Raw genomic sequence first — 14595 nt, 5'->3', positions numbered from 1 at the left:
CCAATCAGCCGCCGCAGAAAGCTCTGCCCTGCAGAGCTTTGCGGCGCAGAGCGCGCGAATGCACGCTCTGCACTTGGGTTCATCCAATGGCGCGAAAGATCTCGCCGAGCAGCGCCTCGCGGCCGGTGCCCTTCTCCGCCGAAAACGGCAGGAGCACCGCATCGTCCGGCAGCAAAAGCGTGGCCCGGATGCGCGCAAGGTTCGGCTCGATCTCCGACTTTTTGAGCTTGTCGCACTTATTGGCCACGACGACCATCGGGCAGCCGGTGGAATGAAACCACGCAGCCATCGTCTCATCGTCGGCCGTTGGCTTGTGGCGGGCGTCGACGATCATGACGCCGAGCGTGATGCGCGCGGGGTCTGCGAAGAAGTCCTCCATGAGCTTGCCCCAGCGTGCGCGCTCCGTCTTGGCGACGCTGGCGTAGCCATAGCCCGGCAGGTCGACGAAGTATGCCCGGCCGTCGATGCAAAAATAGTTCACATGGACGGTCTTGCCGGGCTGCGAGCCGACGCGGGCAAAATTCCTGCGGTTGAGCAGCCGGTTGATGACCGAGGACTTGCCGACGTTCGACTTGCCGGCAAAGACGATGCACGGCAGGTCGGCCGCGAGAAAGCCGGACGGGCTGACGGCGGACTTGAGAAACTCCGCCTTATTCAGGTTCAGTGTCGCCATGGCAGTCTCCTCACTGGCGCAGGTTCACGTTCGCCGCGTCGCCGGGCGCATCCTTGTGCGCCGCCTTGACGGCCGCGGCAAACCGGCGGCCGAACGCGACATCCAGGATCTTGTCCACGTGGTCGGTCGTGACGAACTTGAGCGCACTGCGCACGGTCGGGTCGATCTCCTCGAGATCCTTTTCGTTCTCACGCGGGATGATGACCGTCGTAATGCCGATGCGCATGGCGGCCATGGTCTTTTCCTTCAGGCCGCCGATCGGCAGGATGCGGCCGCGCAGCGTGATCTCGCCCGTCATGGCGAGGTCGCGGCGGACCGGCGTATTCGTGAGCGCGGAGATGACCGCGATGCAGATCGTGATGCCGGCCGACGGGCCGTCCTTCGGGATTGCGCCCTCCGGGAAGTGGATGTGGATATCCTTCTTCTTATAAAACTCCGGGTCGATGCCGAGCATCTGTGCGCGGCTGCGGATATAGGTGACGGCGGCCTGCGCCGACTCCTTCATGACGTCGCCGAGGTTGCCGGTCAGCTCCAGCTTTCCGGTGCCGTCGAGCACGGCGGCTTCAACATCGAGCACTTCCCCGCCGACGGATGTCCAGGCAAGGCCGCGCACGAGGCCGACCTCATCCTGCGCATAGACGTGCTCCGGCTCAAAGCGCGCGGGGCCGAGATAGTTGGCCACGCTGCCTGCGCGCAGCTGCACGCTTTTGCACTCGCCGAGCGCGATGCGCTTGGCCGTCTTGCGGCAGACGGCGGCCAGCTCGCGCTCGAGCACGCGCACGCCGGATTCGCGCGTATAGAGCGTGATGATCTCGCGGATGGCATCGTCGCTCACGCGCAGCTGCGACGGCTTGAGCCCGTGCTTTTTGCGCTGCTTAGGAAGCAGATGCTGTTTTGCGATCTGGAGCTTTTCCTCGTCGGTATAGCTCGAGAGCTGGATGACCTCCATGCGGTCGAGCAGCGGGCGCGGGATGGTGTCAAGCGTGTTGGCCGTCAGGATGAAAAACACATCCGACAGGTCGACCGGAATCTCCATGAAGTTATCGCGGAAGTGGTCGTTCTGCTCTGCGTCGAGCACCTCCAGCAGCGCCGACGACGGGTCGCCGCGGTAATCGCTGCCGAGCTTATCGATCTCGTCGAGCACCATGACGGGGTTCATGCTACCGGCGATGGTCAGGCCGTTGATGATGCGGCCGGGCATGGCGCCGACATACGTCTTGCGGTGGCCGCGGATCTCCGCCTCGTCGTGCACGCCGCCGAGAGAGATACGCGCGAGCTTGCGGTTCGTGGCGTGGGCAATGCTCATGGCAATGCTCGTCTTGCCGGTGCCCGGAGGGCCGACAAGGCACAGCACGCCGCCCTTGACATCGGGCGCGAGCTGGCGCACGGCCAGATACTCCGTGATGCGGTCCTTGACCTTTTCGAGGCCGAAGTGCTCTTTGTCCAGCACCTCGCGCGCGGCGCGCACGTCGAGCGTTTCCTTCGTGCGCGTGTTCCACGGCAGCTCGAGGCAGATGTCCAGATAATTGCGGATGACAGCCGCCTCCGATGAGCCGAACGGCTGCTTTTTGAGCCGGTCGACCTCTTTGAGCAGGCGCTGCTCGGAGTCGGCCGGCAGGTGCAGGGCGAGGATCTTCTCACGGTAGTCCGCGCTCTCGGAGTCCGGATCGTCGGACTCGCCGAGCTCCGCCTGAATGATCTTCATCTGCTCGCGCAGCAGATACTCCTGCTGCGTCTGATTCAGCCGGTCCTGTGCCGCCTCCTCGAGCTGATGCTGCAGGCCGAGCACGCTCGTCTCGTGCAGCAGCATTTTCGAGAGCTTGGACAGTCTCCGGCTCGGGCGCGTCTCCTCCAGCAGCTCCTGCTTCTCTTCCGGACGCAGGAACACGTGCTGGGAGATAAAATTCGACACGAACGCCGCGTTCGTGCTGCCGAGCACGCTGATGACCGACTCCGGCGCCATGTTGCCGGACGCGGTAACATAGGCATCAAACAAATTGCAGCAGTGACGGATGAGCGCCTCGGTGCGCGCCGTTTTCCGCTCTTCCACATCCGGCATCGGCTCGACCTCGGCCACAAAGCAGGGCATGTCCGTGCGCACGGCCAGCGTCCGGCCGCGCTCGATGCCCTCGGCCATGACGCGGATGGTCTTGGTGCCGGGCTGCTTCATCATCTGCTTGATGCGGCAGACCGTGCCCACGCCGTACACATCGTCCGGGGTGGGAATGTCGGTCGCAATGTCTTTCTGCGGGACCAGGTAGATGATCTGATCGTCGCTCATGGCCATGTTCAGCGCCGCGATGGACATGCTGCGCTCGACCTCGAAGGTCAGCATCATGCCCGGAAACACGGTCAGGCCGCGCAGTGCCATCATGGGCAGGCTGCGCCGGGCGGTGAATTCCGCATGATCCATAGTCGTTGTGTTATCCATTCAGATTCCTCTTTCGCTCAGGGGTCTTGGGGGCAGAAGGCAATGGCTCACTGCTCCCGGCGCTCGATGCGCGGCGGCTCAGTGCCGTCCACGCTCGCCGCGGTGATGGTGATCTTGGCGATCGTCGGGTCCGACGGAACGGAGTACATCAGGTCCGTCATGACGCCTTCCATGACGCTGCGCAGGCCGCGGGCGCCGATCTCCATTGCGATCGCCTTATCCGCAATTTTACCCAACGCTTCGTCTTCAAATTCCAGTTCGACGTTATCAAACTGCATCAGCGCCTGATACTGCTTGGTCAGGGCGTTTTTGGGCTCTTTGAGGATACGCACCATGTCCTCGCGGCTCAGACTGGCCAGCGCCGTGATGACCGGCATGCGGCCGATCAGCTCCGGGATGATGCCGAACTTCAGCAGGTCGTGCTGCTGCACGTTTTTCATGATCTCGGTCAGGTCGCGCTCCTTGGCGCTCTGGATCTCGGCGCCGAAGCCCATGGACTTCTTGTCCATGCGGCGCTCGATGATCTTGTCCACACCGTCGAACGCGCCGCCGCAGATGAAGAGGATGTTCGTCGTGTCCACCTGGATGAACTCCTGCTGCGGGTGCTTGCGTCCGCCCTGCGGCGGGACGTTTGCGACCGTGCCCTCGAGCAGCTTGAGCAGCGCCTGCTGCACGCCCTCGCCGGAGACGTCGCGCGTGATGGACGTGTTCTCGCTCTTGCGGGCGATCTTGTCGATCTCGTCGATGTAAATGATGCCACGCTGTGCGCGCTCGACGTCAAAGTCCGCCGCCTGCAGGAGCTTGAGCAGGATGTTCTCTACATCCTCGCCGACATAGCCGGCCTCGGTGAGCGTAGTCGCGTCCGCGATGGCAAACGGCACATCGAGCATCTTGGCCAGGGTCTGGGCAAAGAGCGTCTTGCCGCTGCCAGTCGGGCCGATGAGCAGGACATTGCTCTTTTGCAGCTCGACATCGTTATCCTGATCGCCGCGCAGGATGCGCTTATAGTGGTTGTACACCGCCACGGACAGCACCACCTTGGCACGGTCCTGGCCGATGATATAGTCGTCGAGCGTGGCGCGCATCTCGGCCGGCTTCGGCAGCTGGTCGCGCCGGAGCGTGACCTGCGCCGTGGAGACGCTCTCGGGCTGATAGCCCTCGTCGATGATGCTCATGCACAGGCGCACGCACTCATCACAGATATAGACGCCGTTGCCGGCAACGAGCCGGTTCACCAGCGACTGCGGTTTGCCGCAAAAAGAGCAGCGCACGCTCTTTTTCTCGTCATTTCTGGCCATAAAAACCTCACATTTTCTACATTTGAAACAGGGAGGGAACGGCGGTTCCCTCCCCTGACAGATTATCGCTTATAAATGACCTTGTCCACCAGACCGTAAGCCTGTGCTTCCTCCGCGGTCATGAAGTTATCGCGCTCGCAATCCTCGGCGATGGTCTCGACCGGCTTGCCGGTGTTCTCTGCGAGGATGTGATTGAGGCGATCCTTGATGCGCAGGATCTGCCGTGCCTGGATCTGAATATCCGTGCACTGGCCCTGGCTGCCGCCGGAGGGCTGATGGATCATGATCTCCGAATTCGGCAGCGCCAGGCGCTTGCCCTTCGCGCCGGACGAGAGCAGGAACGCGCCCATCGATGCAGCCAAACCGACACAAATGGTGGAAACATCCGCCTTAATGTACTGCATGGTGTCATAGATGGCGAGGCCTGCGGTCACGCTGCCGCCGGGGCTGTTGATATAAAACTGGATGTCCTTATCGGGATCCTGTGCTTCGAGATACAGCAGCTGCGCCACGATCAGGCTGGCGGTTGTATCATTGACCTCCTCGGACAGCATGATGATGCGGTCATTGAGCAGGCGGGAAAAAATGTCGTACGAGCGCTCCCCGCGGGAGGTCTGCTCGACAACGTACGGTACTAAACTCATGGTACGCTCCTTTCGATGTTTCGCTTATCCAAGAGAGCATAACCGTTCTGCCCGGAATCCAAACAGCTTTCGGGGAATTACTCGGCTGCCTCTTCCTTGGTCTCAGCGGCTTCTTCCTTCGCCTCGGGCTCCTTGTCCACCGCGGTGTCGCGGATGAGCTGGGCAGCCTTGCGGCGCTTCATATCGAGAACGATGATCTTCTCGTCGACATACTGCTTGATCTTGTCGACGTCCATCTTATACTCTTCGGCCATCTTGTTGTAGGTCTCGTCGAGTTCGCCCTCGTCGAGCTCGATGTTCTCGGCCTTGACGATCGCGTCGAGCAGCAGATCGGTCTGCAGTTCAAACACGGCCTGCGGACGCATGATCTCCTGGAAGGTCTTCTCGTCCAGACCCATGGAGGCGAGCACCTGCTCACGGGTGAGCTCGGGGCTGATGCCCATGGTGGAGATGTAGTTGCGCAGCTGCTCGTCGAGCTTGGCCAGGATCATGGGCTCGGGGATCTCGACGGTCATGTTGTCAACGGCGGCCTTCATGAGGCGGGTCGCATAATCAGACTCCTGCTGTTCGGTAAACTCTTTCTCCAGATCCTCACGGACATGGTCGCGGTACTCCGCGATGGTCTCGTAGTCGGAGATGTCCTTGGCCAGCTCGTCGTCCAGTTCCGGAAGCTCGGGCTCCTTGACGCTCTTGACGGTGACTTTGAAGGTGGCCTCCTTGCCGGCCAGCGCCTCAACGTAGTTCTCGGGGAAGGTGACGACGACACCGCGCTCGTCGCCGGCCTTCATGCCAACGATCTGCTCCTCGAAGCCGGGCACGAACGTGTTGGAGCCGAGCTCAAGGTCATAATCCTCGGCCGTGCCGCCGTCAAACTGCTCGCCATCGATGAAGCCGGCGAAGTCGATCGTGACATGGTCGCCCATCTTCGCCTCGCGCTCAACATCGAGCAGGCGGGCGTTGCGCTTCTGGACATTGTGCATCTCTTCGTCGACCTTGCTCTCGTCAAACGCTTCGTGGTTCTGCGGGACCTCGAGGCCCTTGTACTGGCCGAGCTGCACTTCCGGATACATGCCGACCTCAAAGGTGTAGATCAGCTCTTTGTCCTCGGTGACTTTCTGGTCGATCAGGCTCGGCGCGCCGACGCACTCAAAGCCGCAGTCGGCACGGCCTGCCTCGAACGCATCCTCCGCCAGCGCCTCGATGGCGTCGGGGTAGAACACTTCCTTGCCGTACATACCCTCGATGACGGCGCGCGGGGCCTTGCCCTTGCGGAAGCCGGCCACGTAGAGATGGTTCTTATTCTTTTTATATGCTTCGTTGACCGCATTGTCAAAGACATCGGCCGGGACCTTCACTTCAAAGGTCGCCATGTTTTTTTCTTTCTTTTCGATGTTCTGGATGTTCATTGGGTTTCCTCCTCTAATCATTTATCGCCGGGTGCATTGTTTACGTGAAATTTGTCATGAAAAGAACATGCCTAAATACTATAACAGATTCATCCTCTAAAATCAACACCTGTTTCACGGAAGGATCCTGCGCGGGCAAAACGAAATATAATCCGCCGACAGCAGCCGGAACTCCGTGTCGTGATACATGCCCTGAAAGGCGCTGCGGCAGCCGCGGCTGTGGATGTGTCCATAGCAGCACAGCGGCACGTGATAGGCATCGAGCAGGTCCAGAATCTCCGGGCATTCATAGCCGAGATACTTCGGCGGGTAGTGCAGAAAGACGAGCTTCATCTTATCCCCCGCCGCTTTGAGCGACGTCTCGAGCCTGCCGACCTCGCGCAGCATGATCTTCCGGTCGTGCGCCTCGCCCCTGGCCTCCTCATAAAACCAGCCGCGCGTGCCGCAGATGGCATAATCGCCGTAGAAATAGCAGTTATTATTGAGAATGTCCATGGTGTGCATATCGTGCGCCGCAAAAAAGCTGTAAGCCTTTTTCGCGGTGCTCCACCAGAAGTCGTGGTTGCCCTTGAGCAGGATCTTTTTCCCCGGCAACGCCTCGATAAACTGAAAGTCCGGCAGCGCCTGCTCCATGGTCATGCCCCAGGCAAGATCGCCGCAGAGCACGCAGACATCGTCGTCATGCAGGGACGAAAAGCCAAGTTTGATTTTTTCTACATAATTTTCCCACGGCCCGCCAAATACGTCCATGGGTTTATCTGCGCCCAGCGACAGATGCAGGTCGCCGATTGCATACAATGCCATTTGCGTTCCTCCGTATATTCCGCGCCCGGCTGCACACAATAGATTCGACCGGCGGATGCCGGAATCTGATCTGGAGGCAGAAACCATGAGCGATCATATGAACGACTGCTGCGAGTACAACGTTGCGTGCGACGTGAGCAACTGCGCCTACAATGCGGACGGCAAGCGCTGCCACGCAGACCACATTCAGGTCAAAAACACCCAGGGCACCTGCACCTGCAAGGACGAGACGTTCTGCAGCACCTTCACCAAGAAGGGCCGCGCGGCGTTCTGACCCGGCGGACGGGTCTCCCCGTCCGTTACATATTATTTCAGGAATTCGTCCACCGTATGCAGCATCTGCGCCTTGTCCACACAACCGCCGAAGCGCACCGGTCGCGCGTCCAGGCCGGTCAGCGGCGCGGGCGCGTCGATCTGCGTCTCGCACGACAGGCGGCGGATCAACGCCGGGCCGAAGGCGTCGGCCGTGCCGCCGATGCCGCGCAGCACCTGGTCGCAGAACTTGAAGGGGCTTGCCGTGGACACGACGACGGACGGCGTCGTGTCGCCGGTCTCGCGGCGGTAATCATCGAGCACGTGATAGGCGACCGCCGTGTGCGTGTCGATCAGGTAGCGATGGTCGCGCCAGGCATGGCCGATCTTCTCGCGCGTCTGGATATCATTGCAGAAGCCGCCGGCGAACACCTCTTGGATCTTTGCCTTGAGCGCATCGGAGACCGTGTAGCTTCCCTGCTCGCGCAGCTGCTGCATATAGCCTGCGACCTCCACGTCGCTGCCGCAGAGCGCATAGAGCAGGCGCTCGAGGTTGCTCGACACGAGGATGTCCATCGACGGGGACGCCGTCGTGTGGAACGGACGGTTCTTATTATAAGTACCTGTGCGGATGAAGTCCGTGAGCACGTTGTTCGCATTCGACGCGCAGATGAGCTTGCCCACCGGCAGGCCCATTTCCTTTGCGTACCAGCCGGCGAGAATGTCGCCGAAGTTGCCGGTCGGCACAACGAAGTTCAGCTTGTCGCCCATGGCGATCATGCCGCCGGTGACAGCGTCGCAGTACGCCGAAAAATAGTAGACGATCTGCGGCAGCAGGCGGCCCCAGTTGATGGAGTTGGCCGAGGACAGGAACCAGCCGCGCTGCGAGAGCTCGGCGGCAAACGCCTTGTCGCCGAAGATCTGCTTGACGCCGGTCTGCGCATCGTCAAAGTTGCCGCGCACGGCGCTGACCGCAACGTTATCGCCTGCCTGTGTGGCCATCTGCAGACGCTGGATCTCCGACACGCCGCTGTAGGGGTAGAACACGAGGATCTTCGTGCCCGGCACGTCGGCAAAACCCTGCAGGGCCGCCTTGCCGGTGTCGCCCGAGGTGGCGACGAGGATGCACACCTGCCGCTGCTCGCCGCACTTTTTCAGGCTCGCCGTAAGCAGGTACGGCAGGATCTGCAGCGCCATGTCCTTGAACGCGCACGTCGGCCCGTGCCAGAGCTCGAGAAACGCCGTGGCGTCATCGAGCCGGTGCACCGGCGCAACGGCCGGGTCATCAAACTGGCTGCCGTAGGCTGCGGCGGTGAAGCGCTCCAGTTCGGCGTCCGTAAACTCGCTCAGAAACGGGCGCATGATCGTCACGGCGCGCTGCTGGTAGGTCATGCCGCACAGCGCCTGAAGCTGCTGCGCGGACACCTCCGGCAGCGACTCCGGCACGAACAGGCCGCCGTCCGGCGCGAGGCCGCAGGCGATCGCCTGTGCGGCGGAAACGATCTGCTGATGATCTCTTGTGCTGTAGTAGTTCATATCTGATCCCTCGTTATTCAAAAGCATTTTCGATCTGATTGATCCTGCGTTGACGGTGCGGCGTGTCCGCGTCGCCATAAATTTCGATCACGTCAAAGCGCGGCTGCAGCTGCGTCTCGTGCTCTGCCAGCCAGAGCGACGCCGCCGTGCGGATGCGCGCCTGCTTGGCCGTGGTGACATACGCGCCCGCGCGCACGAACCGGTCGGACGCGCGCAGCTTCACTTCCACGAACACGACATAGTGCCGGTCGGCCGCGATGATATCGATCTCGCCGAAGCGGCAGCTGTAGTTGCGCGCCAGGATGCGGTAGCCGCGCCGGCGCAGGTACGCCGCCGCGCACTCCTCGCCCCAGGCGCCCTTCGTTCCCTTGACTGCACCGGCCATATCAGTGCATCTTCTTCAGGAACGACGGCCGGTGGATGGGGCTTGGCCCATACGCCCGGATGGCCGCATAGTGTGCTGCCGTGCCGTAGCCCTTGTGTTTTTCAAACCCATACTGCGGATAGGTCTCCGCCATCCGGCGCATATAGCGGTCACGTGTGACCTTTGCGAGCACGGAGGCCGCCGCGATGTCGGCACACTTGCCGTCGCCGCCGACGATGCATCGGCTCGGCACGGTGATGCCGGTGTTCCGGTTGCCGTCGATGAGCGCGAGCGCCGGCTGTGGGGACAGCTGCGCGATGGCCCGGTTCATGGCCAGAAACGTTGCGCCGAGGATGTTGCGCTCCTCGATCTCCTCCACGGTCGCAAACGCGATGCCGTAGCTCAGCGCCTGCGCGATGATGGTATCATAAAGCGCCTCGCGCTTTTTCTCCGAGAGCTTTTTCGAGTCGTTCAGGCCCAGGATCTCCAGCCCCGGCGGCAGCATCACTGCCGCCGCGCACACGGGCCCTGCCAGCGGTCCGCGCCCGGCCTCATCCACGCCGCACAGCGGCTCGGCGTCCGGCGTGCGCAGCTCGTTTTCCAATGTCCACAGATCGACCTGCGTCATGCTTCCGCCTCCGGCATCTCGAGCGTGATGCGGCCGAGCTTGCCGCCGCGATATTCATCGAGCAGCACGCCCGCCATCCGCTCAAGGTCATATTCCCCGCCGGAGATGAGAAAGCCGCGTTTTTTCGCCGCCTGCTCCAGCAGCTCGAAGCCATTGCAGGCCGGGTCGGGGCGGAACTTGTAGCGCTGCTCCACCGCGTCGGGATAAAACCGTGCGAGTCGGAGCATGAAGTTAGCCGCGAGCGTCTCGCGGTCGAGCACTTCGGCCTTGATCGCGCCGGTGATGGCCAGCAGCTCGCCGACCTCCTGACTGTCGAACCGCGGCCAGAGGATGCCCGGCGTGTCCAGCAGCTCAAGGCCCTGATCGACCGTGATCCACTGCTTGCCGCGCGTGACGCCCGGCCGGTCGCCCGCGGCGGCCGCCTTGCGCCGCGCCACCTTGTTGATAAAGGTGGACTTGCCCACATTCGGGATGCCCAGCACCATAACGCGCATCGGCCGGCCGACCTGCCCCTTGGCAGCGTACGCCTCGATCTTGTCGCGCAGCGCCGTGCGCACCGCGCCGGCAAACCCGTTGACGCCCTTACCACTGCGGCTGTCGGTCTCAAGCACGGTCATGCCCTGTCGCTGAAAGGCTGCGTGCCAGCGCGCCGTCGCCTTCGGGTCGGCGAGGTCGGTACGGTTGAGCACAACGATGCGGGGCTTGTCGCCCGCGAGACGGTCAATGTCCGGGTTGCGGCTCGCCATCGGGATGCGCGCATCGAGGATCTCGCACACGGCGTCGACCTGCTTCATGTGCTCCTCGATCATGCGCTGCGCCTTTGTCATGTGGCCCGGAAACCACTGAATATTCAGCTTTTCAAAATCCTGCGCCATGTTATTTTACAACTCCAATGTTCTTGACCGGAAAGAGCGTGAAGTATACCCGGCCCATGATATAGCGCGTATCAACGCAGCCGAGGCGCGCGTCGCGGCTGTCGGTAGAGGCGTTGCGGTTGTCGCCCATGACGAACACGCAGCCCTCCGGCACCGTGATCTTGCCCTCGAAATTTTCGCGGTCGTGCACGGGCTCATTGACATACGGCTCGTCGAGCGCCTTTCCGTCGACGTAGACCACGCCGTCGTCAAAGTCGATGTCCACGGTCTGTCCCTCCGTTGCGATAATGCGCTTGACGATGGGTTCTTGCATGAGCGTCTGCTTGCGCAGGACGACGACGTCCCCCTGCTTCGGATGATAGAACAGGTTGGAGATGACGACCTTGTCGCTCTGCTCGAGCGTCGGCACCATGGAGTGGCCGACGACATTGACCATGCGCACTGCAAACACAAACAGCAGCACGCAGAACACCAGCGCGAAGATGATGCACTGGATCCAATCGTATACTTCGGCGCGGCTCTTGGCGCCGCTCGGATTCTTGCTGTCCATTTTCAAAACCTCGGTGTAAAAAATTCGTAAATTATATTATACACGCTCAGACCCATTTTCGGCAACTAAAATTGTGTGAATTCTTTTCCGGCGGCATCGCAAAAACGCCCCGAAAATGCAAAAAAGAGGCCGAAGCCTCTTTTTTGCAGTATCCACTTAGATAAGCTCTTTGACCTTGGCTCTCTTGCCCACGCGGTCGCGCAGGTAGTACAGCTTGGCTCTGCGGACTTTGCCGCGGCGAACGGTCTCGACGGACACGATCGTGGGAGAGTGCACCGGGAAAACCTTCTCGCAGCCCACACCGTAGGAGATGCGGCGGACGGTGATCGTCTCGTTGATGCCGCCGTGCTTCTTGGCGATGATGGTGCCCTCGAAAGCCTGGGTACGCTCACGGTTGCCCTCGGTGACGCGGACAGTGACACGCACGGTGTCGCCGACGCGCATGGCCGGCAGTTCGGGTTTCATGTACTGCGCGGTCAGAGTTTTGATGAGATCCATAATGAAATCCTTCCTTTATCAGACGTTCATACCGGTGGACAGAGCCGGTCACGGCAGCGGACCGTCGTTATCTTGCGAAACACTGTTTCGCACAAGCCATAAGATAATAGCACATCCTGCGCGGGTTTGCAAGTGTTTTCAGCGGAAAATTTGCATATCTTCCGTATAGACCTCCTGCCGCGTGAAGGCGGCAAAGTCCGGGGCCAGCTCGGGCGCGAGCTGATGCAGCGCCGCGACGAGGTGGTCAGGGTTGAGCGTCGGGTTCTGTGCGGAGACGACGGCCTCCACCGTCACAAACCGCGCCTCCGGCCGCACGTGCAGCTCCGAGATCGCGGGCACGATGTCCATCTGTCCCTCCCCGCGCTTGGTCTTGCGGGTGATGACGATGGCGTCGCGCGCGTAAAACGCGCGAAGCTTTTCGGCCATGTCCGCAGGAGCAGCGTTGTCATATTCATATCGCCCGGTCACGCGCAGCCACTTGAGCTCACGCACCTTGCGTCCGCCGGGGTACGCCTCGAGCGCGCGGATGCCCTCCGGCATGACCGCCGTGAGCCGCTCTGGCAGCGCGGCAAGGTCTACTTCCTCGCGCAGCTGAAAGTCCATCAGCTCGCACACGCTCCCGACGCCGACGGACAGCGGCAGCAGGATGGAGATGAGCGCGTGGGGATTGAAGCCCTCGGAATATTTCAGCGGGCAGTCGGCGCGCAGGAACACGCGCTGCATCGTGCGCATGAGGTCGAGGTGCGAGATGTAGATCGCACGGCCGGTCTTTTCAAACCGTAGTCTCAGCTTTTCAGGCATCGCACTTGCCCCCTTCCGTCATGAGTGCGAGCGCACCGCAGCCGGTACACTGCCTGCGGCAGTCAGGCGAGAGCTCGGCCTTGTAGGCCTGCTCGCGCTCGTGCCACAGATGCGCGCGGCGCACGCCCATATTCACGATGTCCCACGGCAGGAACTCATCCTTCCCGCGCTCGCGGCAGGCATAGAACATCGGGTCGACGCCGCAGGCGTCCATGGCCGCCATCCAGCGGTCGAACGAGAAATAGTCGCCCCACGCCTCGAGCTTGCCGCCGCGGCGCCAGACCTCTTCGATGACGTCGGCAATGCGCCGGTCGCCGCGCGAGAGAACGGCCTCGACGAAGCTGGTATCCGGGTCGTGCCAGTTGTAGGTCACGCTCTTGGCCCTGATGCTCTCGCGCAGGAGCTGCACCTTGCGCTTGTACTCGTCCATCGTCACCTGCGTCTCCCACTGGAAGGGGCTGTGCGGCTTCGGTACGAAGCACGATGTGCTGACCGTGATGCGCACACCGCGGGCCTTGTTCGTCGCGTGCATACGCCATGTGTGCAGCACCTGATTGGCGAGCTCCGCGATGCCGACCACGTCCTCATCCGTCTCCGTCGGCAGTCCGAGCATGAAGTAGAGCTTCACGCCGTTCCACCCGCCCTCAAAGGCAACCTGGCAGGAATGGAGCAGATCCTCCTCGCGCACGTTTTTGTTGATGGCGTCGCGCAGGCGCTGCGTGCCGGCCTCGGGCGCGAAGGTCAGGCCGCCCTTGCGCACCTTCTGCAGGCGGCTCATGATGTCCATGGAAAAGTTGTCCGCGCGCAGCGACGGCAGCGCGAGACTCATGCTGCGCGGCTCGCAGTATTCCAGCAGCCCGTCGCACACCTCGTCGAGCGGGCGGTAGTCGCTGCTCGAGAGCGACAGGAGCGTCGCCTCCTGATAGCCGGTGTTTTTGAGCGATTCGATGCCCTGCCGGATGATCGTCTCCGGTTTGCGCGGGCGCACCGGGCGGTAGACATACCCCGCCTGACAGAAGCGGCAGCCACGGATGCAGCCGCGAAACAGCTCCACGTTCACACGGTCGTGCACGATCTCCGTGCTCGGCACGATGGGGTCCGTCGGATAATAACAGGCGTCGAGATCCTGAATGATGCGCTTGGTCACGCGCGCGGGCGCGCCGTGCGTCGGGGTCAGGTCGTGCAGCGTGCCGTCCGGGTTCCAGTGCGGGACGTAGAACGACGGAATGAGCACGCCCTGGATCTTCGCCGCCGTTTCGAGAAACCGCGTCTTACTCCAGCCGGCCTGCTGCGCCTGCCGGAACAGCGCCAGCACTTCGTTATTGACCTCTTCCCCCTCGCCGATGATCATGAGGTCAAAAAACGGGGCCATCGGCTCCGGGTTGCTGCAGGCCGTACCGCCCGCGATGACAAGCGGCGTCAGCTCCGGCCGGTCAGCGCTGCGCAGCGGGATGCCGGCCAGGTCGAGCATATTGAGCACGGCGGGATATGCCATCTCGTAGCCGAGCGAGAACGCCACAACGTCAAATTCGCTGACGGGGTCGCCGCTCTCGAGCGCGTAGAGCGGGATGCCCGCGCGGCGCATTTCGGCCTCCATGTCGCCCCAGGGGGCAAACACGCGCTCACACCAGACGCCGGGCATCTGGTTCATCGTGGCATAGAGGATGCGCATGCCGATGTTCGACATGCCGATCTCATAAATATCCGGGAAGCAAAAAGCGAGGCGCAGGTCCACCTCCGCCTTGTCCTTGATGATCTGGCGGTATTCACCGCCGGTATAGCGCGCGGGCTTCTGCACGCGCGGCAGGATGCGTTCCAGTCGCTGATCCATACTA

Annotated in this window: 15 protein-coding genes; 1 reads left to right on the top strand and 14 read right to left on the bottom strand. The window is 61.9% G+C overall.

The window, feature by feature from the left end; genetic code table 11:
- Positions 1 to 79: 79 nt before the first annotated feature.
- The 6 genes from yihA to OGM61_06930 all read right to left on the bottom strand — a co-directional run bounded on the left by yihA (position 80) and on the right by OGM61_06930 (position 7256).
- The gene (gene yihA, locus OGM61_06955; protein ID UYI83598.1) at positions 80 to 673 is read right to left on the bottom strand and encodes a ribosome biogenesis GTP-binding protein YihA/YsxC; all 594 of its coding nucleotides are present in this window, start codon (positions 671 to 673) and stop codon (positions 80 to 82) included.
- A gap of 10 nt (positions 674 to 683) precedes the next feature.
- A complete protein-coding gene (gene lon / locus OGM61_06950) occupies positions 684 to 3104 on the bottom strand; it encodes an endopeptidase La (GenBank protein ID UYI83597.1) in 2421 nt (806 codons plus the stop codon).
- Between the two features lie 47 nt (positions 3105 to 3151).
- Positions 3152 to 4402, bottom strand: coding sequence for an ATP-dependent Clp protease ATP-binding subunit ClpX (clpX, locus tag OGM61_06945; GenBank protein ID UYI83596.1), 1251 nt, complete (start codon positions 4400 to 4402; stop codon positions 3152 to 3154).
- A gap of 62 nt (positions 4403 to 4464) precedes the next feature.
- Positions 4465 to 5046 (bottom strand): ATP-dependent Clp endopeptidase proteolytic subunit ClpP, encoded by a 582-nt coding sequence (gene clpP, locus OGM61_06940; protein UYI83595.1) that lies wholly within the window; start codon positions 5044 to 5046, stop codon positions 4465 to 4467.
- A gap of 77 nt (positions 5047 to 5123) precedes the next feature.
- Complete coding sequence (tig, locus tag OGM61_06935) at positions 5124 to 6452, bottom strand: trigger factor (protein ID UYI83594.1); 1329 nt, start codon at positions 6450 to 6452, stop codon at positions 5124 to 5126.
- A gap of 114 nt (positions 6453 to 6566) precedes the next feature.
- Positions 6567 to 7256 (bottom strand): metallophosphoesterase, encoded by a 690-nt coding sequence (locus OGM61_06930; GenBank protein UYI83593.1) that lies wholly within the window; start codon positions 7254 to 7256, stop codon positions 6567 to 6569.
- 85 nt (positions 7257 to 7341) lie between these two features.
- On the opposite strand from OGM61_06930, the gene OGM61_06925 reads away from it, so the two are divergent.
- Positions 7342 to 7530 (top strand): DUF1540 domain-containing protein, encoded by a 189-nt coding sequence (locus tag OGM61_06925; GenBank protein ID UYI83592.1) that lies wholly within the window; start codon positions 7342 to 7344, stop codon positions 7528 to 7530.
- 32 nt (positions 7531 to 7562) lie between these two features.
- Here OGM61_06925 and thrC read toward each other — a convergent pair whose 3' ends face one another.
- The 8 genes from thrC to OGM61_06885 form a co-directional block, all read right to left on the bottom strand.
- A complete protein-coding gene (gene thrC / locus OGM61_06920) occupies positions 7563 to 9044 on the bottom strand; it encodes a threonine synthase (GenBank protein ID UYI83591.1) in 1482 nt (493 codons plus the stop codon).
- Positions 9045 to 9057: 13 nt separating this feature from the next.
- Positions 9058 to 9429 (bottom strand): YraN family protein, encoded by a 372-nt coding sequence (locus OGM61_06915; GenBank protein UYI83590.1) that lies wholly within the window; start codon positions 9427 to 9429, stop codon positions 9058 to 9060.
- 1 nt (position 9430) lies between these two features.
- Entirely contained in the window at positions 9431 to 10036 is a 606-nt protein-coding gene (locus OGM61_06910) for a ribonuclease HII (GenBank protein ID UYI83589.1), read from the bottom strand.
- Positions 10033 to 10911, bottom strand: coding sequence for a ribosome biogenesis GTPase YlqF (gene ylqF, locus OGM61_06905; GenBank protein ID UYI83588.1), 879 nt, complete (start codon positions 10909 to 10911; stop codon positions 10033 to 10035). The genes OGM61_06910 and ylqF overlap by 4 nt, the downstream gene beginning before the upstream one ends.
- A gap of 1 nt (position 10912) precedes the next feature.
- Positions 10913 to 11461, bottom strand: coding sequence for a signal peptidase I (lepB, locus tag OGM61_06900; GenBank protein UYI83587.1), 549 nt, complete (start codon positions 11459 to 11461; stop codon positions 10913 to 10915).
- 156 nt (positions 11462 to 11617) lie between these two features.
- Positions 11618 to 11959 carry a 50S ribosomal protein L19 gene (gene rplS / locus OGM61_06895; GenBank protein ID UYI83586.1) on the bottom strand — a complete coding sequence of 114 codons (342 nt, stop codon included), beginning with the start codon at positions 11957 to 11959 and terminating at the stop codon, positions 11618 to 11620.
- Between the two features lie 138 nt (positions 11960 to 12097).
- On the bottom strand, positions 12098 to 12760 hold the full coding sequence (locus OGM61_06890) for a TIGR03936 family radical SAM-associated protein (GenBank protein UYI83585.1): 663 nt from the start codon (positions 12758 to 12760) through the stop codon (positions 12098 to 12100).
- Positions 12753 to 14591 carry a TIGR03960 family B12-binding radical SAM protein gene (locus OGM61_06885; GenBank protein ID UYI83584.1) on the bottom strand — a complete coding sequence of 613 codons (1839 nt, stop codon included), beginning with the start codon at positions 14589 to 14591 and terminating at the stop codon, positions 12753 to 12755. The genes OGM61_06890 and OGM61_06885 overlap by 8 nt, the downstream gene beginning before the upstream one ends.
- Between the last annotated feature and the right edge of the window lie 4 nt (positions 14592 to 14595).

The organism is Clostridiales bacterium, from assembly GCA_025757645.1.
Lineage (GTDB): Bacteria > Bacillota > Clostridia > Oscillospirales > Oscillospiraceae > CAG-103.
Note: the sequence above shows the minus strand (reverse complement) of the source record. Positions and strands in the feature narration are given on the sequence as shown.